Annotated in this window: 20 protein-coding genes; 14 read left to right on the top strand and 6 right to left on the bottom strand. The window is 56.3% G+C overall.

The window, feature by feature from the left end; translation table 11 throughout:
- Positions 1-40 precede the first annotated feature (40 nt).
- From M9H61_RS13120 to rfbC, 7 genes are all read left to right on the top strand, one after another.
- The gene (locus tag M9H61_RS13120; RefSeq protein WP_101246862.1) at positions 41-2236 is read left to right on the top strand and encodes a glycosyltransferase family 2 protein; all 2196 of its coding nucleotides are present in this window, start codon (positions 41-43) and stop codon (positions 2234-2236) included.
- Positions 2223-3545: a glycosyltransferase family 4 protein gene (locus M9H61_RS13115; protein WP_114112247.1), complete on the top strand. Its 1323-nt coding sequence runs from the start codon at positions 2223-2225 to the stop codon at positions 3543-3545. The genes M9H61_RS13120 and M9H61_RS13115 overlap by 14 nt, the downstream gene beginning before the upstream one ends.
- A gap of 38 nt (positions 3546-3583) precedes the next feature.
- Complete coding sequence (locus M9H61_RS13110; protein ID WP_250280899.1) at positions 3584-4774, top strand: polysaccharide pyruvyl transferase family protein; 1191 nt, start codon at positions 3584-3586, stop codon at positions 4772-4774.
- A 109-nt stretch (positions 4775-4883) separates the two neighbouring features.
- The gene (gene galE, locus M9H61_RS13105) at positions 4884-5879 is read left to right on the top strand and encodes a UDP-glucose 4-epimerase GalE (RefSeq protein WP_101246865.1); all 996 of its coding nucleotides are present in this window, start codon (positions 4884-4886) and stop codon (positions 5877-5879) included.
- Between the two features lie 89 nt (positions 5880-5968).
- Complete coding sequence (locus tag M9H61_RS13100; RefSeq protein ID WP_250280896.1) at positions 5969-7174, top strand: polysaccharide pyruvyl transferase family protein; 1206 nt, start codon at positions 5969-5971, stop codon at positions 7172-7174.
- Positions 7175-7260: 86 nt separating this feature from the next.
- Positions 7261-8454: a hypothetical protein gene (locus M9H61_RS13095; protein WP_250280894.1), complete on the top strand. Its 1194-nt coding sequence runs from the start codon at positions 7261-7263 to the stop codon at positions 8452-8454.
- Between the two features lie 6 nt (positions 8455-8460).
- On the top strand, positions 8461-9102 hold the full coding sequence (rfbC, locus tag M9H61_RS13090) for a dTDP-4-dehydrorhamnose 3,5-epimerase (protein ID WP_250280892.1): 642 nt from the start codon (positions 8461-8463) through the stop codon (positions 9100-9102).
- Between the two features lie 360 nt (positions 9103-9462).
- Here the strand turns inward: rfbC and M9H61_RS13085 are convergent, their stop codons facing one another.
- Genes M9H61_RS13085 through uxuA form a run of 3 tightly spaced genes read right to left on the bottom strand, consistent with a single transcriptional unit; the run spans position 9463 to position 13040 of the window.
- Complete coding sequence (locus M9H61_RS13085; protein WP_250280890.1) at positions 9463-10368, bottom strand: sugar kinase; 906 nt, start codon at positions 10366-10368, stop codon at positions 9463-9465.
- A complete protein-coding gene (locus tag M9H61_RS13080; RefSeq protein ID WP_250280889.1) occupies positions 10365-11819 on the bottom strand; it encodes a mannitol dehydrogenase family protein in 1455 nt (484 codons plus the stop codon). The genes M9H61_RS13085 and M9H61_RS13080 overlap by 4 nt, the downstream gene beginning before the upstream one ends.
- Before the next feature lie 3 nt (positions 11820-11822).
- Positions 11823-13040: a mannonate dehydratase gene (gene uxuA / locus M9H61_RS13075; protein WP_250280887.1), complete on the bottom strand. Its 1218-nt coding sequence runs from the start codon at positions 13038-13040 to the stop codon at positions 11823-11825.
- Positions 13041-13167: 127 nt separating this feature from the next.
- Between uxuA and M9H61_RS13070 the strand changes: the two genes are divergently transcribed.
- The 7 genes from M9H61_RS13070 (at position 13168) to M9H61_RS13040 (ending at position 22223) form a co-directional block, all read left to right on the top strand.
- Positions 13168-13878, top strand: a complete 711-nt coding sequence (locus M9H61_RS13070) for a GntR family transcriptional regulator (protein WP_101246870.1) — start codon at positions 13168-13170, stop codon at positions 13876-13878.
- A 26-nt stretch (positions 13879-13904) separates the two neighbouring features.
- Entirely contained in the window at positions 13905-14879 is a 975-nt protein-coding gene (locus tag M9H61_RS13065) for a TRAP transporter substrate-binding protein (RefSeq protein ID WP_250280880.1), read from the top strand.
- A gap of 57 nt (positions 14880-14936) precedes the next feature.
- The gene (locus tag M9H61_RS13060; protein WP_101246872.1) at positions 14937-15446 is read left to right on the top strand and encodes a TRAP transporter small permease; all 510 of its coding nucleotides are present in this window, start codon (positions 14937-14939) and stop codon (positions 15444-15446) included.
- Positions 15443-16717 (top strand): TRAP transporter large permease, encoded by a 1275-nt coding sequence (locus tag M9H61_RS13055; RefSeq protein ID WP_101246873.1) that lies wholly within the window; start codon positions 15443-15445, stop codon positions 16715-16717. Before M9H61_RS13060 ends, M9H61_RS13055 begins: the two co-directional genes overlap by 4 nt.
- Positions 16718-16723: 6 nt before the next feature.
- Complete coding sequence (locus M9H61_RS13050) at positions 16724-17767, top strand: L-idonate 5-dehydrogenase (protein WP_250280879.1); 1044 nt, start codon at positions 16724-16726, stop codon at positions 17765-17767.
- A gap of 266 nt (positions 17768-18033) precedes the next feature.
- Complete coding sequence (locus M9H61_RS13045; RefSeq protein ID WP_101246880.1) at positions 18034-19959, top strand: transglycosylase domain-containing protein; 1926 nt, start codon at positions 18034-18036, stop codon at positions 19957-19959.
- 260 nt (positions 19960-20219) lie between these two features.
- Positions 20220-22223: a transglycosylase domain-containing protein gene (locus M9H61_RS13040; RefSeq protein ID WP_101246881.1), complete on the top strand. Its 2004-nt coding sequence runs from the start codon at positions 20220-20222 to the stop codon at positions 22221-22223.
- A gap of 273 nt (positions 22224-22496) precedes the next feature.
- Here M9H61_RS13040 and argE read toward each other — a convergent pair whose 3' ends face one another.
- From argE to M9H61_RS13025, 3 genes are read right to left on the bottom strand one after another with little or no spacing between them, the layout of a single operon-like run.
- Positions 22497-23678, bottom strand: coding sequence for an acetylornithine deacetylase (gene argE / locus M9H61_RS13035; protein WP_250280877.1), 1182 nt, complete (start codon positions 23676-23678; stop codon positions 22497-22499).
- A gap of 22 nt (positions 23679-23700) precedes the next feature.
- A complete protein-coding gene (locus M9H61_RS13030) occupies positions 23701-25203 on the bottom strand; it encodes a tripartite tricarboxylate transporter permease (protein WP_101246883.1) in 1503 nt (500 codons plus the stop codon).
- Between the two features lie 37 nt (positions 25204-25240).
- Positions 25241-25741: a tripartite tricarboxylate transporter TctB family protein gene (locus M9H61_RS13025; RefSeq protein WP_114112261.1), complete on the bottom strand. Its 501-nt coding sequence runs from the start codon at positions 25739-25741 to the stop codon at positions 25241-25243.
- Positions 25742-25760: the final 19 nt, after the last annotated feature.

The raw sequence follows: 25760 nt of genomic DNA, 5'->3' as shown, positions 1-25760 counted from the left end.
CCGCTTTAAAGCATATGCGCAAATACAAGGAGGCCGGTTAATGACAGAACAGAATGGCATGCCACTTGATGGCAGAACTGTTGTCGCCGCCTTGGTCGATGACAGTCTGGCGCTGATGGTCGGGGTCGGGAATGCTCTGCCGGCAACGATTGATATCTACCTTAACAGTCAGTCCGACGCCAAAGTTCAGGCATCCATCATTTCATGGCGCCGCCACGATGCGGAACCCGAAAACGCCTATGGCTTTGTCGCGCTTTTACCGATGAAAAATGTTTCCGCGCGCCGTTTGAAAACCGCCCTGTTCAGCGGTGCTGGCAAACCGCGTGAATACCGGATTGATAGCCGCCAGCAACGTATCGAAGCAATCCTGTCGGCCGTCGCCGATCAGTCCGGCCCGGCTTTTGCGACCGTGATTGATGGTTTGATCGAGGCCCTGCTTGCCGGTGATCCGGATAAAAAACGCCTGAGCAAGGTGGCCGCACTTGTGCAAAGTGCGGCACGCAGTAACGGCTTTATCGAAGTCCTGGGCGGGCTCGAAGAAGGTGATGTTTATATCCAGGGCTGGTCAAGCGGCTTCCCCACCGGGCGCACCCGTGTCATCGCCATGGAAGAGTCCCCGGTGCTGGCAGAACTGACCAGCGCAGATTTCCAGCGCGATGATCTCGGTGACGAGGCATCGGGTGTCACCGGCCTGTTGCTCGGTAACAAGCCGATCAATCCGAAAAAACTCAAACGGGTTTATTTCCGCGGGCGCGAAACCTGGTACTCGATCGAAGTTTACCAGCACCGCGTTCTGGTAGCCCCACCCGACGTCCCGGCCCATATTCGTTCGGTTCTTGATCGTGTGCGTGCGCCGGAAAAAATCCTGCATACCCTTAAAATGGCCGCACATCGTTTTGATGGTCGCGACACAGTTTCGGAACTGGATCGCCCGGTTCGCATCGGGATTGATTTCTCCCTTCTGATCGAAGGCAGCGGGATATTGATTTCCGGCTGGATGCTGGATCCCGACCGTGCCGTCGAGAATGTGTCACTGCGTGTCGGTGGTGAAGTCGTGCGCATTGATGACCACTGGACGCGTCAGTCACGCGCTGATGTGACCGATGCCTTTGCCAATGATCCGATGTTTTCCGCGATGAACCCGGCCCGCAACAATCACGGCTTTCTGGTGTTTTGTCCGCTGGAAGCCACCCCGCCATCCGATCAGGCAACCTATCTTGAACTGGGCATCCGTGATGCTTTCCCGGCCTACTGTCCGCTGAACCCGACGCGGGCCTCGGCCCGTCAGGCGCTTTCACGGGTTTTGCCATCGCTTGATCCGCGCTCGGTGACGGCATCAAACAGTATCGAACGTCAGTTCGGCCCGATGTTGCAGTCCATGACAGCACAACGTCCCTACGCGGTCGATATTCACGATATCGGGGATTTTGACGAAAATGCGCCGGTGACCCTTGTGGTCGGGGTTGATGACACGATCAATGATATCGGGGTCACCATTGCCCTTTTGGGACTTGATAGCGCGACCCGGCATCTGCCGATTGTCATTGCCGGTCCGGTCGAAAGTTTCGATCAGGTCGGCAGTGAAATCCTGCGTCTTGCGGCCTTCTACAAACTTAACACCCGGATCGTGTTCGCCGAGGGCGTCGAAGATTATTGCGATGCGCTCGAAGTTGGTGTCGATGCCACCAGCTCCGAAACAGTCGGGCTGGTATCTGCGCATATTCTGCCGCGCGATGATGGCTGGTTTGATCAGTTGCTGGCCGCTTACAGCAAACGCGGCAGCAAGGTTCTCGTTTCGCCAACCATTCTGTTTGAAGACGATTCTGTCCGCTGGGCCGGGACCTGGATCAACAGCAACGCCAATGGCGGTCAGTATCTGTCGGACCGGTATGTCGGCTATCCATGCGCGGTGCTTGCTGACGCCGAACCCAGCGAAGTCAGCGCCGGAACCCTGGAATGCTGCATTCTGCCGCGCAAGGCCTTCAAGGACAGCAACGGCTTTACCCGTGGCTATATCGGGCCGGGGGAAAAAAGTCTCGATCTTGCGCTGAAACTGCGCATGGCGGGCACGCCATCCTACTGGATCCCCGATGTCGAAGTACTGGGCAGCGAACAATCCATAAGCACAGCCCCTGCCTGGGAGGAACTTTCCAATCGTCTTGACCGCTGGGCGTTCGATCGCCGCTGGTCATTGGTCGTTTCAAATTTGCGGAGCCACAACAATGCCGTCGACTGATTTACGTGTCCTCGTTATTTCGCACGGCCATCCCAGCATCTCGCTGGGCGGGGCCGAAGTGGCCTCCTATAACCTGCACAAAGGGCTGAACGCCCTTGACGGGGTCGAAAGCTTCTATCTGGCCCGCGTTGGCAACCCGGTCCCGCGTCACGGGGCCTCGGCCCTGATGAGCCTGCGTCAAAAGGAAAACGAAATCCTTTATCACGCGGAAAACTATGATCATTTCCTTCTGTCGAATGGCAGTACCGATGAAATCGACCGGGATTTCCTGCGCTTTGTGAAGGATTACGAACCTGATGTGGTGCATTTCCATCACTATCTCGGGCTTGGGCTGGAAACCATCTATGCCATTCGCGAAGCACTGCCGGAAACCGCGATTTTCTTTACCTTCCACGAGTTTTTGACGATCTGCCACAATCACGGGCAGATGATCAAAAGCGGCGGAACCAAGCTGTGCAACCGTGCAAGCCCGATTGATTGCAACGGCTGTTTCCCGAACATCTCGCCCGCATCATTTCTTCGGCGCGAACGCTTCATCAAGGCCATGCTGGAACTGGCTGATCACTATGTGTCGCCCAGTGAATTCCTTGCCAACCGTTTCATTGACTGGGGCATGAAGGCCGAAAAGATGTCGGTGATCGAAAATGGTCTCGACATCGATCAGCGTGCCAAAGACCGCCCGCTGTCCAAGACCCAGCCCCGCCGGTCGCGCTTTGCATTTTTCGGGCAGCTCACGATGTTCAAAGGGGCTGACATTCTTCTGGATGCGGTCGGGCGTGTGCCTGATGAAATCTGGGGCGATGATGCGCGGCTGATGATCTTTGGTGGCAACCTTGATCGCCAGCCCAAGGAATATCAGGACAAGGTCCATGACCTGATTGAAAAGGCCGGCGAGCGCGTGCGCTTTTACGGCGCCTATCAGAATACCGAAATGCCCAAGCTGATGGAGCTCGCCGACTGGACGATCATTCCATCTATCTGGTGGGAAAACTCGCCCGTCGTGATCCAGGAAGCCTTCTTCCACGGGCGGCCGATGATTTGCTCAAACATTGGCGGTATGGCCGAAAAAATCACCGATGGCGTGAATGGTCTGCATTTCCGGGTCGGAAGTGCCGAAGACCTTGCCGATCGGATGATCGAAGTCCTTAGCGACAACAAGATCTGGGATCGGATGCGCGAGGGAATACCAAGCGTGACGACCTATCAGGAATGCGCCGAGCAACATCTCGCGCAGTATCGGGAGGTTCTGGAAGTGCGCCGTATGTCTGCAAAGGCTGCGCGCCCGCAAACCGTGGCTAGCACGGCATGAATTCAGAACAAAAACGTGATCAACCAAGGAGAGACAACATGGCGCGCGTTCTCGTAATGATCCCTTCAGGCGAAGTCTACGACCACGACTGCGTCCGATGGTACAACTATCAGGATGTTCAAAAGAGCATCAATCACTACCACAATATCGGTGATGCCTTTGTCTTTGACTCATCGCTCAAGCTGATGAATTACGACAAACTTGGCGTTCTGCCGATTGCCGATCCCAAAATGGAAGACATCGATCGCCTTCGCGAGGAATATGATTATGTCTTCCTGCGCGGCTCGAACTACATCCATTCCGACATGGATTGGCGCAACACCATTGATGTCCTCAAACGGTTGAAATTACCGGTTCTGGGCTTTGGTATCGGTGCGCAGGCGCCGGTCAAAGGCAAGATCGAGCTGTCCGAACAGACCAAGACGGTTTTGCGCATGATGGCCGATTCCACCACATCCATCGGTGTGCGCGGGGCCTATACCGCACAGGTTCTTTGGGATCTTGGCATTACCAATGTGCGTATTGTCGGCTGCCCGACCGCGTTCCGGCAAAACAATCCCGACATGCGCATCAAACTGCCATCCCTTGATAGCGTGAAGAATGTCGGCATTACCCTGCGCCGCGAAGTCTCCCCGGCCTACGCGCAGGACATCAAGCGCTACCTGACCTTCCATCGTGATCTGGTCAAACATCTGGCTGGCCGGTTTGAAGACATCACCCTGATGGCGCAGGGCGAACCCGAAGAAAAGAAACTGGTCTTTGGCAGCAACATCCAGCGTGAAGAAGCCATGCAGGCGCTTAAAAACAACGACTGGGTCAAGAACTGGTATCTCGATGACACGATGGAACGTCTCTATCGCGAGAAGCTTTTCTATTCCGATGTTGTTTCCGATTACGAGGATCTGGTGCGCACCAAGGATTGCGTGCTGGGCTATCGTCTGCACGGCAATCTGATGGCGCTGTCAAACGGTGTTCCGTCGATTTACTTCACCTATGACAGCCGCACCGTCGAATTCGCCGAAACCTATCAGATCCCGTCCTATGACGTGTTCTCGAAAAAGGAATTCGTGCTTGAGGATTACTGGAATCAGGACCTGTTCGACAAGTTCAACCGCGCCTGGTTCCAGACCTATCGCGAAATGGCGCAGTTCCTGACCGAGAACAATATCGACCACAAGATGGTCGATGTCATGAAAGCTGACACGCAGCCGCAACGAAAGGTCGCGTGATCACATCCGGTACTGCCGTCTGGCTGTTCCGGATCGGAATGGTCAGACGCAGCTACTTCCAAAGATCAGCCTGATGAGCAACAGGCAACATCAATAAGGAGACACGGCAATGACTGTACTTGTAACAGGTGGCGCAGGATATATCGGTAGTCACGCAGCACTGGCCCTTCTCGATGGTGGGCGCGATGTGGTTGTGCTTGATAATCTAACACAGGGACATCGATGGGCAGTACCAGCCGGGGCAGCCTTTGTTGAAGGTGATTGCGGCGACGAAGATCTGGTGCGTCGCATTATCGATGAACATGACGTAACAGCGATCATGCATTTCGCCGGGTCGATCATTGTGCCGGACTCGGTCATCTATCCGCTGGAATATTACCGCAACAACACGGTCAATTCGCGCGCGCTTTTACAGGCGGCCGTCGATAGCGGCATCAGGCATTTCATCTTTTCCTCGACCGCGGGCGTTTACGGCGAACCAAATGCCACCCCGATTAACGAGGATTTCGCGCTCAAGCCGATCTCGCCTTATGGCACCTCAAAAATGATGACCGAAAAGATGTTGGCTGACGCGGCAATTGCCCATGATTTCAATTATGTCGCGCTGCGCTATTTCAATGTTGCCGGGGCCGACCCCAAAGGCCGTGCGGGCCAAACGTCGCGTAAGGCAACCCATCTGATCAAGATCGCCAGCCAGACCGCAACGGGTGTCCGCCCGCAAATGGCCATTTATGGCGAGGATTACCAAACCCCGGATGGCACCTGCATTCGCGATTACATCCATGTATCCGACCTCGCCAATGCCCATGTCCTTGCGCTTGAATATCTTGAGCGCGGTGGCGAAAGCGACGTGATGAATTGCGGCTATGGTCGCGGCTTCTCGGTACGTGAAGTGATCGGTGCGGTCAAAAAGGTTTCCGGTGTCGATTTCAGCGTTGATCTGGCGGAACGCCGCCCGGGTGATCCGCAATCCCTTGTCGCCGGTGCTGATCGTATTCGTGAAAAACTGGGCTGGGTCCCGGTTCATGATGATCTCGAAGTCATCGTCCGCCATGCCCTTGATTGGGAACAAAGCCTTAAAACCCGCGAAGTCAACGCGGCTTAGGCACATATCGCAAGACCTGCATTACCAAACACGAGCAACGGTTCGAACCAACGTCAAAAATGACACGAACCACCAGCAGGAGACATATGATGGAACCGAAACTCCCAACCGGGGGGCGCAAGCCGCGCATTGGCGTGCTGATGCCTGCGGGCCGCGTCGAAGGCAATCTGGGTGTTGTCACCCACACCTATAATGCGCCCGAAAAGGCAAAGACGCTGTTCACCAATATTGGTGACTGCTTTGTCTATGACTCGTCGCTGCGCATCCTTGATTATTCGGAACTATTCCCGATTTATGTGCCCGCAGACGGCAATCTGTCAGAAACCCAGATCGAAAAGATAAATCAGCTTGATTACATCTTTTTGCGCGGGTCGAACTATATCAACACCAACGGTCAATGGGACCCGATCACAACGGTTCTGGAAAAGACCAAGGTGCCGGTGATTGCCTTTGGGATTGGCGTTCAGGTACCCGACAATTCCGACCAATATGTCAATGACTCAACCAGACGGTTCTTGCAGCTTGTCGCAGACCGTTCGGCATCAATTGGCGTGAGGGGCAATCTGTCAAAGAAGGCACTGAATTCGATCGGCATCAGGAACGTTCGCATTTTTGGCTGCCCGACTGCATTCCGCCATTGCAAACCGGAACTGAAATTGCGCCGGGTGGATGCATCATCGATCAACAGGCTTGGCTTTACCCTGCGCCGCAAGACACACGGTTTCCAGACACAGCAACGTTATATGTTGCGCACCCTGGCCGAACGCTATGACACCGAAATCTTGTGCGCAGGCGAACTTGAAGAAAAGCAGATCTATTACGCGCGCTCCAAACAGGTCGAAAATGACGCATCTGTCATGGCCGATGCGATCAAAAAACTGACCGCGGAAAAATGGATTTACGGTCCAAGCGATCCGCTGGTCGAACTTTATAAATCATCGCTTTCGGTGTTTGAAAGTGTCGCGGATTTTGAACGTGCCGAACAAAATCTGGATGCGGTGACCGGATATCGCCTGCATGGCAATTTGCTGGCCCTGGCCAACGAAGTTCCGGCTCTTTATGTCACATATGACACGCGCACCCGCGAATTTGTCAGAACACTTGGCATTCCGTTCGTTGATGGTCGCTATATGGACAAATTCTCGTTCGAAGAAGCCTGGGACAAGGCCGATTTCGACTTGTTCGAAAAGACCTATCAGAAGCGCTTCGGTGATCTGAAAAACTTTCTTGAAGAAAACAGCATGGCGCACCGTCTGGGCAGTACCCCGGCCCCATATGTCGCAGAAGCGGCGTGACCTTGCTGTGTCTGGTGCGTGGCGGCCCCCAGTAACGCCACGCACCAAATTTCCTCATTCCACTACCAACCGTGACGGGTAAGACATTGCAAAAGCTGCTCTTATCAAAACGCATCACCGGACTGTCGGCATTCCTGATCGGTTTGTCGGTCGGGGGAATGTTTGGCTGGAACCCGGATTTACGGGCCGCCGAAGTAACCGTCTCGGGGCCGGAAACCGTCATTTTTGACAGCGATGTCACCGGGTGTGACAACCATCATCTGCCAGATTCCCCGGCCCGTGCCTTTCGCAATGATCAGGGCAAAATGGTACTGTTTGCGCCGAACTTTCAGAACCGCGCTTTTGTCGGATATGGCTTTAACAGCCTCAAGCCCGATTGCGACAGCCGGTTCAAGGCAGCGGGCAAGGCGGTGCCGGAACTTCTTGATGACCGCACCTGGCTTCAGGCGATCTACACGCGCGACGGGCGCAATGTCTATGCGTTGGGCAGTGCCAGTTTCATGCCCTATCGCCATGATATGCCCTGCAAGGGGGGCACCAAACGTACCGATTGCTGGATCAACGGTCTGGTCACGCTGAAATCCGGTGACGGGGGCAAGACCTTTGAATATCTGGGTAATCCGCCTCGTCACGCGCCGTTTCCGCCGCCACAAGCCTATCGCGATGATCGCACGCGCGCGCCAAGCTATGTCACGGTCACCAACATCATTTCCTGGCAGAACTACTATTACGCCATTGTCTGGCGTCGGGCGGATAACTGGGAAGAATCGCGCAACTGTCTGGTACGGGCGCCGATTGATGATCCCAAGCAATGGGATGTCTGGAACGGGTCGGATTTTGAACGGGCCGCAACCCTGACCGACCAGGGATGGTCGGTTCGCGAAACCGAATGTGCGCGCGTCGGGCCGGTTGGTGTGTCATCGATCCGCGGTTTGGTTCGCCATGAAGCCACCAACAGTTTCATCACGGTGTATCTTCACCGTATTCGCAAAAAGGGCGAACCTGACATCGCCGGGTTCTTCTATTCGACCTCGACGGATCTGAAAAACTGGTCCGAGCCCAGGCTGCTCTACCGCCAGCCGCTAAGGCGTGATGCTGGCGATGGCGACCCCTTTGCCGCCTATCCGTCCATCATTGATGAAGACAGCACAGACCGTTTGTTTGGCACGGTTGATGACAATGCATCCCTTGTTTTCGTCCGTCTTGTGCCCAAACCCTACAAGGACCGGTGGCGTGTCCCGCGCCAGTTGATCCGTGTTCCGATCTCGATCAAGGAGTAATGAACAATGACTGTGGAATTTGACGAATTTGATATCGAAGGTCCGGTTCTGTTTATCCCCACCCGGCATCGGGACAAGCGCGGTGTTTTTGCCGAAACCTTCCGTCATGATGATTTTCGCGAAGTTGTCGGGGATATCGATCTGGTACAGGAAAATCAGTCGATCAGCGTTCCGATCAACACCATTCGCGGTCTGCATTTCCAGACCAGCCCCTATGCCCAGGGCAAGCTGGTCCGCGTCACAAAAGGCGCAATTCTTGACGTTGCAGTCGACATCCGACCGCGATCGCCAACGTTTGGTCAGCATATCAAGATCGAACTCAGCGCGGAAAACTGGTACCAGCTCTGGATTCCGGATGGCTTTGCACACGGCTTCAAAACCCTGCAACCCGACACCCACGTCATGTACAAGGCGTCAAACTATTACAGTCCGGAACATGATCGCGGGATTGCCTGGAACGATCCGGATCTTGGCATCGACTGGCAATTGTATGGTCAGCAGGCGGTCATTTCCGACAAGGATCGCAAACATCCAAGACTGGCCGATGTCGGGCCGGCGACCCTTGGTCAAATACCACCAGGCCATGATTTCACAACCGTCAGTCTCAGCCGGGCAAAAGGCGCGGGCTTTGGTGCCGCGCCACAATGAACGGACTGACTGGATCGACTGGATTGGGTGCGCACGGTTTTACACATCATGTCTCCCTGGCCGATGCGTCCTCAGTCCGGAAACGGGTCCGATATCGGACCCGTTTCTTTGTCTGGCAGATGATGCAGGGGATCTTGCCAATCACCTCAAACGCCCGCCGACAGGAATGCCGGTAATGTCTTTGTTTCCATCTTCGTTGATGGGCAGATATCGCACCCACGCTATCCGATGGCCGTCAGAACGGTGTCAATATCCGCACGGCATTCAAGCCCGGCGTCACGGCCGCAACAGTGCCCCGGTACCCGTCACGCCAACGCTGTCCCCTTTGCCGACCAGCTTTGGCCGACTTGTCCCAGCGAATTAACCCTGTTTCCTGAGCAACGCGCCATGTGTCTGGATGACCTTGGCCGAAAGGGCCTGTCCATGGCGCACGGCATCGGCTGGTTCAGCGCCGCCAAATCGGGCGGCCAGAAATGCGGCGTTAAAGGAATCACCGGCACCTGTCGCATCCACCACATTTGAAACGCCCGGCGTATCAAGGCTTGTCGCCTGACCATCTTTCAGGAAATGGCATGGACCACTGCCATTTTTGACCACGACCTCGCCCACGCCAAGGTCGTGATATCGCGCCACTGTTTCCTGTGGTGATGCATCCCCGAACAGGGCCGCCTCGTCATCAAAGCTTGGCAGAATGATGTCTGAAAGGGCCGCGACCTCTGACAATACCGTTTTGCAAATATCGCGATCTTCCCAAAGGGCCGGGCGGATATTGGGGTCAAAGGCAATGCGGGTACGTGCCGGTTGCTGTTTGATGATCTCAATTAGCGCGGCCCGGCTGTCCGTATTGAGGATCGCCAACGAGATCCCGGAAAGATAAATCACATCCGCCCCCTCGCATCCGGTGCGAAGTGCGGCGATGTCATCGGCCATTTTGCGGGCGGCGGAATTTTCCCGCCAATACGTAAAGGCACGATCCCCTTTTTCCTGATCAATCAGGTAAAGACCCGGACGATTTCCGGCCAGACGCTGGATGGCGCTGGTATCAATCCCGGCATCGGCAATGAAATCGGCAATGCGTCGGGAATACCGGTCATCGCCAAGGGCCGTGACATAGCCGACCTGCCAGTCGCCCGGGTCGGTGGCATTGCGGAAATGCCAGGCGGTATTAAGGGTATCGCCGGCAATCCCCATTTTCCAGTTGCCGTCACCGCCGCCCGACATTTCGATCATGCATTCGCCAATGGCGACAAACCGTTTTGTACTCATTGGCCAAGCTCATGGCGGATGGCGGCGTCGGCACCATCGGTTAGCAACATCACAAGACGGCTGATCACCGCCTTGCGCCAGGACGCATCCTCACAAAGCTGTCGGGGCATCCATCCCGGAAGGCCTGCCAGCCGGTCATAAAGGTCTGCCGCATCCTGCGCACTGCCGATGCGATCGGCAATTTCGTCTGCCCGCGGATCGTCGGGCAGGCGGCTGTTTTCACCGGGGGTGGCCGGATTGATCTGGCTTTGCACAAAGGCAATCCAGGCTGCGAAACACAGCGCGAATGTACCGCGATGACGGCTGTCGGCGGCCAGATCACATACCGGGGCAAAGATGCGCTGCGGCAGTTTTTCGGTCCCGTCCATGGCGATCTGGCGGGTTTCATGGGCGATTTCGGGGTTGCGGAATCGCTCGGTCAGTTCCGCGCCATAGCGGGCAAAATCAATCCCGGCCAGCGGCGCCATGGTCGCAGCGGCATTTGCCATATGCCGTGCGACAAGATCGACGAAATTGTCATTGGCCATGGCATCGCGGACATAACGATACCCGCCTAGCTGCCCAAGATAGGCAATCAGCGAATGACTGCCATTAAGCATGCGAAGCTTCATGTCCTCGAACGGTTCGACATCGGCCACAACAATCGCACCGGCTTCTTCCCAGGCGGGACGACCATCGGGGAAATCATCCTCGATCACCCATTGCGAAAAAGGCTCGGTTTCGATCGCGGCCGGGTCGTCGACACCGGTCAGGGTCTTGGCATCGTCATATGTGGTCTTGGTTGATGCCGGGGTGATGCGGTCGACCATGGTGGACGGGAAGGACACATTTTGCGAAATCCAGTCGCCCAGTTCCGGGTCGATCCGGTTGGCAAAATCAATCACACCGGCACGCAGCAACTTGCCATTGGCCGGAAGATTGTCACAGGACAGAACCGTGAAGGGCCGCATGCCGGCATCCTTGCGGCTTTTCAGTCCGGCCACAAGAATCCCGACCAGTCCCGACGGCCTGTCGGGATGGTCCAGATCATGACGGATTGCCGGATGATCGTTCTGAATCCGGCCCGATTGCCGATCAATGCCATAGGCCTTTTCGGTCACCGTGATGGTCACAATCCGGATCGCCGGATCGGCAAGGGCGGCCAGAACCGGCATGACATCGCGCGCCGCCGCAATGGCGTGCGACATGCTGGCGATCCGGCGGGCTTTTGGTCCATCGGGATGACGTTCGATCACCGTGAATGCGCAATTCTGTGCATTCAGCGCATCGACAATGTCGGTGCTGCGCAAACTGACCCCGATAATGTGCCAGTCGCCACCCTTGGCCGCCATGGCGGCATCGGTGTAAACCGCCTGATGGGCCCGGTGGAACGCGCCGATACCGATATGAACGATGCCTGATTTGGCCAAGGCATCTTGTAACGCCATCTCCGACAAGCCGGACTGTGTCATCCCTTATCCCCCAAGCTTGTCAAAGCGTGCCGAAAGGGCGGTCATCACACCGCGCAATTCAGCCAGGCCTTTCAGGCGTCCGATCGCCGGATATCCCGGCTGTCCCTTGCGGTTAAGATCATCAAGGATGTCATGGCCATGATCGGGCCGCATCGGAATGTTCCAGTCCGCACGACCGGCTGCCTTGCGCGATGCCTCTTCACGCAGGATCTGCTCGATCAGGGCAACCATGTCGGTATCGCCATCCAGATGTTCGGCTTCATGGAAGCTGCAAGGCAGGCCTTCGGTTTCGCGCTTGGTATTGCGCAGATGGATGAAGTGCACGCGATCACCCCAGCGTTTCATCATGCCCGGCAAATCATTGCCCGGATGGACGCCAAGCGACCCGGAACACAGGGTAATGCCGTTTTCCGCAATATCGACGGCCTTCATGACAAAGGCGTAATCATCTTCGGTCGACATGATGCGCGGAAGACCCAGCAACGCAAAGGGCGGATCATCCGGATGGCAGCACATGCGAATGCCGACTTCACGTGCCACCGGTACGACTTCCTCAAGAAACGCCACCAGATTGGCACGCAGGGTATCGGCATCAATATCGGCATAGGTCGCAAGAAGCTCGCGCAGATCATCAAGCGACAGGTTCTCGACCGATCCGGGCAGGCCAAAGGCAACGGTCCGTTCCAGTTCGGCGCGTCGCGCGTCGCTCATGGCCTCAAAACGGGTCTTTGCCTCGGCAATGATGTCGGCACCATAATCATTTTGGGCACCGGCACGCGCCAGGATGAACAGATCAAACGCGACAAAATCAAACAGGTCAAAGCGCATGCAGGTCGCGCCATTTGACAGCCGCCAGTTCAGATGGGTGCGTGTCCAGTCAAGAACCGGCATGAAGTTGTAACAGACGATGCTGATGCCCGATGCCGCCAGATTGCGCAGGCTTTCCTTATAGGCCGCGATATGGTCGCGCCACGGGCCGACCTGGCGTTTGATCGATTCGGAAACCGGAAGACTTTCAACAACATCCCAGGTCAGACCGGACGGTGCGCCATCTTTCATGGTCGCGATTTCGCGATGGCGTTTGGCAATCTCGTCGGGTGTCCAGACCGCACCGCTGGCAATGTGGTGCAGGGCGGAAACCACGCCATGCGCCCCGGCCTGGCATATATCGTCAATGCTGACCAGATCGCGCGGTCCGAACCATCTCCAAGTTTGTTTCATCTGTTTCTCTCTGTATTGGCATGGTGTTATCAACACCGACTATAAAGAACGTGAAGCGTATCACGCTACAATTTTGTTGACTAGTATGGTAGTATGCATTAACGATCAGGAAGGCAAGGAGAGATTGATGGGTGATCCTGAACAAAAGGACTGGGAGATAACGCAAGATCAGGCGGTAGGCCCGCAGATCCATCGCATTATTCGCGAACGGATCGTGTGTACCGACCTGCTGCCCGGCGTGCGCCTTTCCGAAGCCGAACTCGCCAAACATTTCAATGTCAGCCGCCAGCCGGTGCGCGAAGCCTTCATCAAGCTTGCCGACGAAGGACTTCTGGAAGTTCGCCCGCAACGCGGAACCTATGTTCGCAAAATCTCGGTTGCGGCGGTTCTTGATGCCCGTTTCGTCCGCGAAGCCATCGAAGCCGACATTGCGCGTTTCGTCGCCAAAGAACCCGATGACGCCTTTCTGGCCCGGCTTGAACAGTTGATCGCCGACCAGCGCAAGGCCATGCAGGGCGATGCGCGCTCTTTTCTGACACTCGATCATGATTTCCATCGTTGCCTCGCCGAAGCGGCGGGCAAGACCTATGCCTGGAAGGTGGTCGAGGATGTGCGCGCCCAGCTCGATCGGGTGCGCTACCTCAGTTATTTCCAGTTTCCGATGAATGAAATCATCGAGCAGCACGTTCGAATTGTTTCGGCAATCCAGTCACGGGATTGCGAAGCCGCCAGTGCAGCCATGCGTGAACATCTTCGCGAAATTCTGCATACGCTGCCTGATATTGCCCGCTCCAGAACGGAGCTTTTTGACAACGCCAGTACCGCGTTGTCGCCCTAAGGCATCAACCGAACAGGGAGGAAACGATGCTTAAAAAAACGACCAAGAAACTGATGCTTGCCGGCGTTGCCGCCATGATGATGGGCAGTTCCGCAATGGCTGCGGAAATGACCCTCAAACTCGGTCATCTCGCCAACGAGCAAAATGCATGGCACAAGGCCGCCGTGAAGTTTGGTGAAGAACTGTCGTCTTTGACCGACGGTCGTATTGATGTGCAGGTTTTCCCCAACGAAACCCTTGGCAAGGAAATCGACCTGATCAACGGCATGCAGCTCGGATCGGTCGATATGACCATCACCGGTGAAAGCCTTCAGAACTGGGCACCGATGGCTGCCCTTCTTGCTGTGCCTTATGCCTATCCGACGCTCGAAGATATGGACGCCGTCGCCAGTGGCGAAATCGGTGACCAGATCGAACAGCAGATCATCGAAAAAGCCCGTATCCGCCCGATTGCCTATTTCGCCCGTGGTCCGCGTAACCTGACCTCGAACCGCGAAATCAAAAGCCCGGATGATCTGAACGGCCTGAAACTTCGCGTGCCGAACGTGCCGCTTTTCGTTGATGTCTGGAAATCGCTGGGCGCACAGCCGACCCCGATGGCATTCTCCGAAGTCTTCACCTCGCTTCAGGCCGGCACCATCGATGCCCAGGAAAACCCGTTGGCCCTGATCGATTCTGCAAGCTTCAACGAAGTTCAGAAGTTTGTTAACAAGACCGAACATGTGCGGTCCTGGATCTATCTGACCATTTCCGAAATCACCTGGAACAAGCTTTCGGATGCCGACAAGGACGCAGTCATGGAAGCCGCGAAACGCGCGCAGGCCTTTGAACGCGACCTGTTTACGGCCGATGAAGAACGCCTGACCAAGGAACTTCAGGCCAAGGGCATGACCTTTGTCGATGTCGACACCCAGGCCTTTGCCCAGAAGGCAAAAGACGCTGTTTTTGCGAATGTTTCCGACGAAATCCGCCCGATCGTCGAAAATCTTTTCGCGAACTGATTGCTGCCGGTCCGGTCGCCATAAAGCGACCGGACCTTTCTTCGACGGGGACGTAACGTGCTTTTTGCCAGACTATACGCATCCATCATTGCCCTGTGCCGGATCGGAACCGGGGCCGCTTTCGGCATTCTGATTTGCACGGTCCTGATACAGGTCTTTTCCCGGACCTTCCTGCCCAGTTCACCGGTCTGGACCGAAGAACTGACACGCCACACATTGCTGTTTCTGGCGGCCTTCGGGGTGGGGTTGTCGTTCCGTAACGGCGAACTGGTCAATGTCGACATTGTCTGTGAAATGCTGCCGCTTCGGGTTCAGCGTGCCCTGACATTCATATCGGCCGCGATCACCGCTGCCTTCTGTCTGATCTTGCTGTCCCCGGCATGGATGTTTGTGTCAATCGGGGTGCTTCAGACCTCGCCCGCCCTGGGTGTGCGCATGGATTTCATTCACGCCACCGTTTTCATTCTGCTTGTCGTGCTCGGTCTGTTTGCAGTGCTGCGGATGATACGGATCATTGCCGGTGTTTCTGACGGCAAGCCCGAAGATACGACAAAGGACTTCCCATGAGCCTCGCAATTCTATTTGGCGTTTTTGCCCTTGGTCTGATCATCGGTCTTCCGGTTGCTGTCACACTGGGCCTGTCATCGCTGTGCTATCTTCTGCTCGAAGGCATCCCGCTTGTCGTGATCCCGCAAAAACTGTTTGCCGGGATGGATGTGTTTGTTCTGCTGTGTATCCCGGGCTTTATTCTGGCCGGTAACCTGATGAATGGCGGCGGCATCACCCCGCGCATCGTGCGATTTGCCAATGCCATGGTCGGCTGGATGCGCGGCGGGCTTGGCCTGACCAACGTTACCGGGTCGATGCTGTTTGGCGGCATTTCCGGAACCGCGGTTGCCGATGCTGCCTCCATCGGCGGGATGATGATCCCGGGCATGGTGCGGGCGGGCTATACCCCGGCATTTTCGGCGGCCGTCACTGCCGCATCCTCGACCGTTGGTCCGATCATTCCGCCCAGCATGCCGATGATTATTGTCGGCGCGCTGTCGGGCATTTCGGTTGGCAAGATGTTCATTGCCGGTGCCATTCCGGGCATCCTGATGGGGCTTGCGATGATGGTGACCTGCTACATCATTGCCGTGCGCCGCAATTTCCCCCATCAACCCTGGCAAGGGTTCGGTGAACTGGCGCGGTCCTTTGCCGGTGCCTTCTGGGCGCTTGCCATGACGGCACTGATTGTTGGCGGCTTGCTCAGTGGTATTGTCACCCCGACCGAAACCGCGGTGATTGCCAGCCTCTATGCCCTGATTGTCGGCTGTTTCATCTATCGCGAATTGCCGCTGCGCAAGGTGCCCAAAATCATCATCGACAGTGCGGTGACGGCGGCAGCCATTCTTGCACTGGTCGGTCTTGCCAATGTGTTTGGCTGGATTCTGGTGTCTGAACGCATCCCGCAAATGATTTCCGATGCGGTCCTGTCTGTGACCGACAACAAATATGTCGTGATCCTGCTGATCAATCTGGTGTTGCTGATTGTCGGCATGTTCATGGAAACGATCGCGGCCCTGATCATTCTGTTTGTTCCGCTTCTGACGCTTGCGACCAATGTTGGCGTCGATCCGATCCACTTCGCGGTGTTTGCGGTTCTGAACCTGATGATCGGTCTGACGACGCCGCCGGTGGGTATTTGCATGTTCATCTGTGCCAATATTGCAAAGGCACCGGTCACCACCGTGATCCGGGCGCTGGCGCCGTTCCTGCTGACCAATATCGCGATCCTGTTTCTTGTTTCCTACATTCCGGCGCTGTCAACCTGGCTGCCGTCCCTGATGGAGTAACTCTTTATGCAAACCCGTGTTTGCCGCCTTTACGGTCAGGACGACCTGCGCATTGAAACCGAAGCAACGCCGGACCCGGTCGGGGATGAAGTTCTGGTCCGTGTCGGGGCTGGCGGTGTCTGTGGATCGGACATGCATTACTATTTCGAAGGCGGGATCGGTCAGATCCGCGTGCGCCAGCCGATCATCCTTGGCCACGAAGCCGCCGGGACGGTTGTTGCCTTGGGACCGGATGCAAGCGGCCTGACGGTCGGCCAGAAAGTGGCGATCAATCCAAGCCACCCGTGCGGCAGTTGCTCCTATTGCCAGAAGAATCTGCAACAGCATTGCCTGAACATGAAATTCTTCGGCTCGGCCATGCCGATGCCCCATATTCAGGGCGCATTCCGGGATCTGGTCAATGTGCGCCAGGACCAGTGCCTTGCCGTTGGGGATCACACCGATATCGGGGCTGCGGCCTGTGCCGAACCGCTTGCGGTCTGTCTGCATGCGGTTACCCGGGCGGGCGATCTTGCGGGCAAGAAAGTCCTGATCACCGGGGCGGGGCCGATCGGAACGCTTTGTGCGGCGGCGGCCAAGGCCGCGGGTGCCAGCGAAATCGTCGTCACCGACTTGCAGGATTTCGCCCTTGATGTGGCCCGTAAAATGGGGGCGACCCGCACGATCAACATCGCCAAGGCCACTGATGAACTGACCCCCTATGAACAGGACAAAGGCCAGTTTGACGTCTGCCTTGAATGCTCGGCCGCGCCAGCCGCCCTGCGCACCGCCATCAGCACCCTCCGCCCGCAAGGCATTCTGGTACAGGTCGGTGTGGCTGGTGAAATGCCCGTACCGTTCAACCCGCTGGTCGCCAAGGAAATCACCATCACCGGTACCTTCCGCTTCCATACGGAATTTGCCCAAGCCGTGGCAATGATCGACAGCGGCGCCATCGACGTCACCCCGATCATCACCCAGACCTTCGCGCTTGAAACCGCCAAAGAAGCCTTCGACATCGCCCGTGACCGCAGCAAATCGGTCAAGGTCCAGCTGTCTTTTGCCGGTTGACGACAGGGCACGGGCCCGGACATTGGCTGTGCATGACACTGTCCTAAATATAGTGTGATCGCGACTATCAAACAGGACGTCCTTCGGGGCGTCCTGTTTTGTTTGAACCGGCTTGTTTCGGGTGGGGTTATATTGCCGGTATTCGGGTGTTGTCGGGTACCACTGAAATTGTCTGCAAAACCAGCGGTTAAAGTATTTTCTTAACAGCTTGGCGTTTTACTGTCGGAGAACAATATAAAACACGGGCAAACAATCGGGATTTCGGCGTGGCAGAAGAAGACGACGAACAGCAAAGCGGCGGGCAATCAGCAGCCAAGATGGCGATGAAGCAGATCGCCGAACGCGAATTGCGGACCATCCGTCGGCGCATTCGGCGCCGCAGGATGCTTTTGATCGGGTTTTTCCTGTCGGTAACGATCTTTGCGGTGCTGGGCATCGGCTATTCGATCCAGTCCAATCTGGATCTGAGCCGCAACATGATCAGAAGCCCCGAAATCCGTATTCTCGGCTATGACGGGGCGCTGCTTGAAACCATCAAGGGCCATTACAGTCAGGATGTCTCGCTGACCACCCTGCCCGAACGGGTTCAGAACGTGTTTGTCGCCGCGGCCGACCCCGGTTTCTATGATCATTTCGGGGTGTCGGGATCGGATTTTGCCCGGATTTTCAGCGGCCGCGAAGGGGCCGGATCGACCATCACCATGAAGGTCGCGCGCAGCTTCTTCAAAACCAAGGCCAACAGTGCCGGGCGCCATTTCCAGGAAGTGCTGGTTGCCCTGTGGCTGGAATGGAGCTTCAGCAAAAAAACCATCCTGCGCAGCTATCTTGAACGCAGCTATGTCGGGCGCGGCATTTTTGGCATCACCGCGGCATCGCGCATATGGTATGGCAGCCCGTCCGAACGCATGTCCCTGCATCAGGCAGCCGTCCTTGCCGCGGCCATCAGTGATCCCGAAAAATTCAACCCGCTGTTCTATCCGCGTGAAACCGCGGCCGAAGCCAACGAAATCCTGGCCAAACTCGGCCAATACAAATTCATCGAAGCCGACCGCGTTTCCGCCCTGACCCTGGTCATGCCCAAGCTTGATGTCCAGATCGAGGAAAACGTCCTGTCGGGCTATGTCGTTGATATGGTGCTCGAAGAAGTCGCCGATCTGGTCGGCTATAGCAGCCGCGACATCGATGTGGTCACAAGCATCGATCTCAAGGTGCAAAACCTGGCCCGCGATATCGTTGCCGAGGTCTCCGAACTGCGACTAAAACCGCGCGGTGCCGATCAGGTCGGCCTGCTGTCGATAAGCCCCGAAGGCCGCATCCGTGCGATGATTGGCGGGGCGAACTACACCCCGTTCCAGCGCAACCGCGTGACCGAGGTCCGCCACCCGGCAGGACGCATGATCAAGATCGCCACCTATTATTATGCGCTCAATGAAAACAGCGACCCGGCGCAATGGGTGCGTGATAACCGCATGGCGGTCGGCGGCTGGCGGCCGATCAACCCCGATCACGAATATCAGGGGCAAATATCACTGCGCGAAGCTTTCGTGCGCGATGTCAACACGGTGCCGACCAATCTGGCCGATCATTACGGGCTGCTCAATGTGCGCGAATATGCCCGCAATATCGGCATCAAAAGCCCGCTTTCGACCGATATCCGAACCGTTGTCGGTCTTGATCCGGTCACCGTAAGCGACATTGCCGCCATTCATGCCCTGCCGCAGAATTCCGGCAAACCGCCCATGATCACCCTGATCAACAGTGTATCCTATACCGACGATCCGAAATCGATTCCGATCTATCAGCGCGTTGAAAACCCGGAAACGGAAAAACGCCTGACCGATGAGGCGATCCAGGGATCCTACGTGCTTTATGCCAGCGTCACCGACCCGCAAGTGCGCCTTGACCGGCCCTTTGCCGGATACGGCACCGTGGCGGGCGGGCGGACCGATGCCTGGTATGTCGGCTTCTCGTCCGATCTGATCACGGCGGTCTGGGCCGGCAATGACGCGCGGGAACGCATGGATGTACGCGGCGAGGTAGAACTTGCGTCTTTGTGGCGGTTATTTATGCTGGATGCCCATGACGGCTTGCCCATCCGTTCGATGATCCGTGCGTCTTCGCAACGGCGCCGGGACGGTGATGGTGTAACCGACCTGTGGAAACAGGATCTGAACGCAAAAAATGATAATTAATCAGGGCCACGGTTCTTTCATATTATTGTAAATGGTGATTGGTCTTCGGATCGATCAGTTTGCAATAATCGTGAACGGGCACGGCCCGGGTCGCAAAGCGGGGAGACGGGGGACTCCCTCCTCGGTTGGGACATATTGATACTAATACGCCGGATTGAACGGCGCATCCGCCTGACGGGCAAGTGACATCGTTTTTGACGTCACTTTGGCGCGCGCGGATGTGTTTGTCATGACTCCGGTCCAGACCGATAGGTGCATGTGTGGCCCAAAGAGAATTCAAACGGCGAACCAGCGTTCGCAAGGGATCAACCGGAACAAAGCGCAAGAAAAAGCGCGTCAGCAGTGCGGGCAAACGCAAGGGAAGCCTGTTTTCACGCCTTGGGGATATGATCCCGGGGCCAGAAGCCATTGCCAAATTCATTGTTCTGGGCTCGATCTGGGTCATGGTGCTGGGCGGGGGCGTGATCGCCTATTATGGCTATGGCCTTCCCGAAAAGGTCAGCTTCGATGTCGCCAGCGAACGCAAACCGTCAATCCGCGTCATCAGCATCGATGGTGCCACCCTTGCCTCCTATGGCAACCGCTATGGCACCCCGGTCGAAGTCCGCGATCTGCCCGATTATGTCGGTCAGGCCTTTGTCTCGATCGAAGACCGCCGGTTCTATGACCATTTCGGGGTTGATGTGGTCGGCATCCTGCGCGCGGCCTGGACCAATCTGACATCGGGCCGCATCGCCGAAGGCGGCAGCACCATTACCCAGCAGCTTGCCAAAAACCTGTTCCTGTCCCCCGAACGCAGCTTTGGCCGCAAGATCGAGGAAGTCCTTCTGGCGATCTGGCTGGAATTCAAATTCGACAAACAGCAAATCCTGTCGCTTTATCTCAACCGCATCTATTTCGGATCGGGCCTTTACGGGATTGATGCCGCTGCGCGCTATTATTTCGGCACCGACCCGCGGCGCCTGAACCTGTATGACGCGGCGGTTCTGGCCGGCCTGCCCAAGGCACCAAGCCGCTATAACCCGATGGTCGATCCGGTCAAGGCTGCCGAACGTGCCAATATCGTGCTGGCCGCCATGGCATCAACCGGTGCTCTGACCAATGCGCGGGCCGAACGCGCCAAACAGTTCCGTGTTCGCACCGCGCGCAAGGCCAATACCGGCCCGGGTGTGCGCTATTTCTCGGACTGGGTGCTGGATCGGGTGCGCGATTATGTCGGCTATATCGATCAGGATCTTCTGGTCCACACCACCCTTGATTCCCGCCTTCAGGAAATCGCCGAATTCAATCTTGAACGCGCACTTGAAAGCAACGGTGCTAAGGCCAAACACGTCACCCAGGGCGCCCTTCTGGCCATGACCCCGGACGGGGCGGTGCGCGCAATGGTCGGTGGACGCGACTATTTCGAAAGCCAGTATAACCGCGTGACCCAGGCCCGCCGGCAGCCGGGATCGGTGTTCAAACTGTTTGTCTATCTGGCCGGTCTGGACAAGGGCCTTGGCTCAAACGACTGGATGCGCGATGTCGGCATTACCATCAATGGCTGGGAACCGCGCAACTTTGACCGCAAACATCACGGCACCATGTCGATCCGCGATGCGGTCGCGACCTCGAACAACTCGATCGCTGTCCAGATGGCGATGGAAGTCGGTCTGGACAAGGTCATCCAGAAGGCCCGCGATATGGGCGTTTCATCGGAACTCAAAGCCGAACCAAGCCTTGCCCTGGGTACCAGCGAAGTCTCGATGCTGGAACTGACCGGGGCCTATGCCATCGTTGCCAATGGCGGTTTTTCGGTCTTCCCGCATGCGGTCAGCAAGATTGTCGGGCGCGGTGGCGAAGTTCTTTATGAACGCAGTGACGATTTCCCCGCCCGTCTTCTTAACCCGCTTCATGCCGGTGAAATGAACAACATGCTTTCGGCCGTGATTGCCAAAGGCACTGGACGCAATGCGATCATCGACCGCCCGACAGCCGGCAAAACCGGCACCACATCGGATTATCGCGATGCCTGGTTCATCGGTTACAGCTCCGATCTGGTGGCCGGTGTCTGGATGGGCAATGACGATGGCAGCCCGATGGACGAAGTCACCGGTGGCGGTTTGCCCGCGACGCTGTGGCATGACTTCATGCTTCATGCCCATCAAAACATCCCGGTCCGATCGCTTGGCAAGGCCGCCCTGGCCCGATCCAAAAAGGTCGGCGAAGATGAAAGCTGGCGTGATTTTACAAAAGGCTTCAGTGCGAGTAGCAAAAAAGAATAGCGCGCAAAGAAGCACATTCAAGACAGCGGATCATGGAAGCATGATCCGCTGATTTTGTTTGGAGCATTGATCGGAAATTTCAGCCAAAAAAAGACCGGCATCGATAAACGAGCCGGTCTTCAAGTTTGGTTTGCATGGTCACACCACATAGGGGGCAGTGTGACCAGGGAGTTTCTCACCTGTCGGTGTGCGACGCTCGGAGTCGGAGTGGACAACTCATCGCTTGCAGCGGCCGATTGGCGCTGAGGGTGACGCAGCGCCGCGGTGAGGGTCTCAGGCAGCGACTGCCTGATCAGTTAGCGCCTCAAGGAATTCCAGGCATTCCTCAAGTTGCGAAATCTCGATAAATTCGTTGGGCTTGTGGGCCTGCTTGATGCTGCCCGGGCCGCAAATGATTGACGGGATATTGCCCTGTTTTTCAAATACACCGCCTTCCGAACCGTATGACACCTTGCCCGAAATTTCCGGGATGATGTTGCGCACAAGCTCGAATGCCGGGGCATCGGTGCAATCGCCCATCCCCGGATAGGAAAAGATCTTTTCCCATTCAAATCCGGTTTCCGGGGCCTTTGCCTTCATTTCCGCATCCAGTGTCGCCATGACGGTATCGCGAATTTCGGCAATCACTGCTTCGGCGTCATGTTCGGGCAGATGGCGGATTTCAAAGGTGAATTCACAATAATCCGGTGTGACGTTGGTCGCCGTGCCGCCGCCGATCGTCGTGGTCAGCATGGTGCTGTGCGGGACGGTGAAATCTTCGTCAAACGGACCGTTTTCTTCAAAATCGCGGGCTTTCTCGGCAATCAGATTGATCGCACGTGACGCATATTCGATGGCATTGACATGGTTGGGCGCAAACGAGCTGTGCCCGGCCGTACCGGTAACGCCCACACGCATCGAATATTTGCCTTTCTGGCCATTGATGACCTTCATGTCGGTCGGCTCACCGATCACGGCCAGACGCGGCGGGGTGTCCATGGCGGCCAGATGATCGACCATCGAACCGACACCGATACAGCCAACTTCCTCGTCATAGGACAGGCACAGATGGAACGGCATGGTCAGGTCGCGTTTGACCAGATCGGGGATCAGCGCCAGCACACAGGCCGAAAAGCCCTTCATATCGGCCGCACCGCGGCCAAACAGTTTGCCGTCACGCTCGGTCAGTTCAAACGCCGGGCTGACCCAGGTGGTTTCAAGGGCGGGGACAACATCGGTATGGCCCGAAAGCGCAATGCCCGGAACCCCTTTGGGGCCGATGGTCGCAAGCAGGTTGGCTTTCTCGCCCGTTTCATCATGGAACAGGGTCGATTCAATGCCATATTCCGCCAGATAGTCGCGGACAAAATGGATCAGACCGAGATTCGAGTTTTTGCTCGTGGTGTCGAACGCAACCAGCTTGCCAAGCATATCGATGGCACTATGGAGGCGGGACATATTGGTTTTGGAGGACATTCTAACTTTCTCGTTTCTCGGATCAGGAAGCGGATGCGGTGGCCGCAGCACGCTTTTCGCGCCATTTCTTCCATTCACGGCGAATGGTCAAAGTGACGAACAAAACAGTCAGGACAAAGAAGCCCCAGGAAATCCACGATTGGAAGAAGACGCCAAGATCACCGCGCGAAATCGCCAGCGACCGGCGCATATTGTCTTCAAACATCGGGCCAAGGATAAAGGCGATCAGGAACGGGGCTGCCGGGATATTCAGCAGCATCATGATAAAGCCGACCACACCCATCACCAGCAGAACCGTGACGTCAAACGGGCTGGCCCCGATCGAATAGATGCCATAAACGCACAGGATCAGAATGCAGGGCAAAAGCAGCGTCTGCGGAATGCGCGAGATTTTGGTAAAGGCATTTGCCGTGACCTTGCCTGCGATAAACAGGAAGACCGAACTGAACAGAATGCCGATAAACAGCGCGTAGACCTCGCCGATATTGTTCTGGAACAGAAGCGGACCGGGGGTCAGGCCATGGATCATGAAGGCACCCAGCATCACACCGGTAATGACGTCACCGGGCACACCCAGCGCCATCAACGGGATCATGGTTGCACCACAGGCGCCGTTATTGGCTGATTCGGATGCTGCAACACCTTCAAGTTCGCCTTCGCCGAACTTGTCACCGTTTTTCGACGTCCGGCGGGCCTCGCTATAGGAAAAGAACGCGGCTGTTGACGGACCGATACCGGGAATGGCACCCAGAATAACCCCGATCAGTGACCCGCGGCAGATCGATTTGATCGATCCGCGGAATTCCGAAAGTGTCAGTCGGTTGTCACCAAGTTTAAGGGCTGCGTTGTTTTCTTCCGGACGGAACACAACCATCTTGATCAGTTCAGGAAGCGCAAACAGACCGATCAGAACCGGCACCATGCCAAGACCCGATTTCATGTCTTCGGACAGGGCAAAGCGGTAGGAGCCGTAAATATCTTCGCCAACAGTTGCCAGCAACAGGCCAAGACAGGCCGAAATGATGCCCAGAACAAGCGAACGGCCCGAAATACTCGCAACAATCGTCAACGAGAACGCCATCAGCATGAAGAATTCCGGCGGCCCAACACGCAGCGCAAACATCGCCAGCGGCATTGCCAGGAAGAACAGCGAAATATTCGAAATGAAATCGCCGATACAGCTTGAAACCAGCGCCATGTTCAGCGCCTTGCCACCCTTGCCGGCACGGGCCAGCGGATAGCCGTCAAGAACCGTACAGGCCGCTGATGCGGTGCCCGGCGTCTTGATCAGGATGGCTGAAATCGACCCGCCATAGGTCGACCCCTTATACAGCGCGACCAGAAGAAGAATACTGGTGACCGGCGGCAGATAGAAGGTAAAGGGCAGGGCAAGGGTCACGGCCATCGTACCGGTCATGCCCGGGATGGCACCAATGATCACGCCACCCCAGATCCCGGCAAACATCGCCAGAAAGTTCGGCAGGGTCGCGACCGCCTCAAAGGCATAAAGCAATTCATTCCACATAACGATGGGGACTTTCGATCAGATCAGGGTTACGAGGTCAGAAGAACAGCGTACCTTCGGGGAAGGGCGTATGGGTGACTTCGGTAAACAGCAAATAAAGCAGAACCGGGAAGATGACGGTCAGGCCGATCATCCAGAACTTGCGTTCGAAATTACCGGTCATGATGAACAGCACACCCAGCATCAGAATGGTTGCCGGCACAAATCCGACGATCGGCATTCCGATGACAAAGGCGGCAAACACAACCAGAACAGCGGCAAATCGAACGATCAGCGTCTTGTGACTCATGATCCGGGTGCCAAGGCTGGTGACCTGGTTGCGGCTGGCTTCGCGCATTTTGGGAAAGGCCAGAATGACGGCCAGAACCCCCATCACCAGCCCGATGATCGCGACCACGCGCGGCCACATGTCAGGCGGTGGCGCAAAGCCGGGAATGAAAGACGGAACCTTCACATAGATCGGGATCAGAACGAACAGGACGATGGCAAAAAATGCCGTGGCAAGCAGCCCTGCATAGAAATCGCGATTTTGGTTCATGGTTCCGTCTCGCATTAAA

Origin of the sequence: Thalassospira sp. GO-4 (genome assembly GCF_023588965.1) — a bacterium.
In the GTDB taxonomy this organism is placed as follows: Bacteria; Pseudomonadota; Alphaproteobacteria; order Rhodospirillales; family Thalassospiraceae; genus Thalassospira; species Thalassospira povalilytica.
The sequence above is the reverse complement of the archived record's forward strand: the minus strand, read 5'-3'. Positions and strand labels throughout refer to the sequence as shown.

Excerpts from the sequence above, each read along its gene's own strand:
- M9H61_RS13120 (WP_101246862.1), top strand. The coding sequence starts at position 41 with ATGACAGAACAGAATGGCATGCCACTTGATGGCAGAACTGTTGTCGCC.
- M9H61_RS13115 (WP_114112247.1), top strand. The coding sequence starts at position 2,223 with ATGCCGTCGACTGATTTACGTGTCCTCGTTATTTCGCACGGCCATCCC.
- M9H61_RS13110 (WP_250280899.1), top strand. The coding sequence starts at position 3,584 with ATGGCGCGCGTTCTCGTAATGATCCCTTCAGGCGAAGTCTACGACCAC.
- galE (WP_101246865.1), top strand. The coding sequence starts at position 4,884 with ATGACTGTACTTGTAACAGGTGGCGCAGGATATATCGGTAGTCACGCA.
- M9H61_RS13100 (WP_250280896.1), top strand. The coding sequence starts at position 5,969 with ATGGAACCGAAACTCCCAACCGGGGGGCGCAAGCCGCGCATTGGCGTG.
- rfbC (WP_250280892.1), top strand. The coding sequence starts at position 8,461 with ATGACTGTGGAATTTGACGAATTTGATATCGAAGGTCCGGTTCTGTTT.
- M9H61_RS13085 (WP_250280890.1), bottom strand. The coding sequence starts at position 10,368 with ATGAGTACAAAACGGTTTGTCGCCATTGGCGAATGCATGATCGAAATG.
- M9H61_RS13080 (WP_250280889.1), bottom strand. The coding sequence starts at position 11,819 with ATGACACAGTCCGGCTTGTCGGAGATGGCGTTACAAGATGCCTTGGCC.
- uxuA (WP_250280887.1), bottom strand. The coding sequence starts at position 13,040 with ATGAAACAAACTTGGAGATGGTTCGGACCGCGCGATCTGGTCAGCATT.
- M9H61_RS13070 (WP_101246870.1), top strand. The coding sequence starts at position 13,168 with ATGGGTGATCCTGAACAAAAGGACTGGGAGATAACGCAAGATCAGGCG.
- M9H61_RS13065 (WP_250280880.1), top strand. The coding sequence starts at position 13,905 with ATGCTTAAAAAAACGACCAAGAAACTGATGCTTGCCGGCGTTGCCGCC.
- M9H61_RS13055 (WP_101246873.1), top strand. The coding sequence starts at position 15,443 with ATGAGCCTCGCAATTCTATTTGGCGTTTTTGCCCTTGGTCTGATCATC.
- M9H61_RS13050 (WP_250280879.1), top strand. The coding sequence starts at position 16,724 with ATGCAAACCCGTGTTTGCCGCCTTTACGGTCAGGACGACCTGCGCATT.
- argE (WP_250280877.1), bottom strand. The coding sequence starts at position 23,678 with ATGTCCTCCAAAACCAATATGTCCCGCCTCCATAGTGCCATCGATATG.
- M9H61_RS13030 (WP_101246883.1), bottom strand. The coding sequence starts at position 25,203 with ATGTGGAATGAATTGCTTTATGCCTTTGAGGCGGTCGCGACCCTGCCG.
- M9H61_RS13025 (WP_114112261.1), bottom strand. The coding sequence starts at position 25,741 with ATGAACCAAAATCGCGATTTCTATGCAGGGCTGCTTGCCACGGCATTT.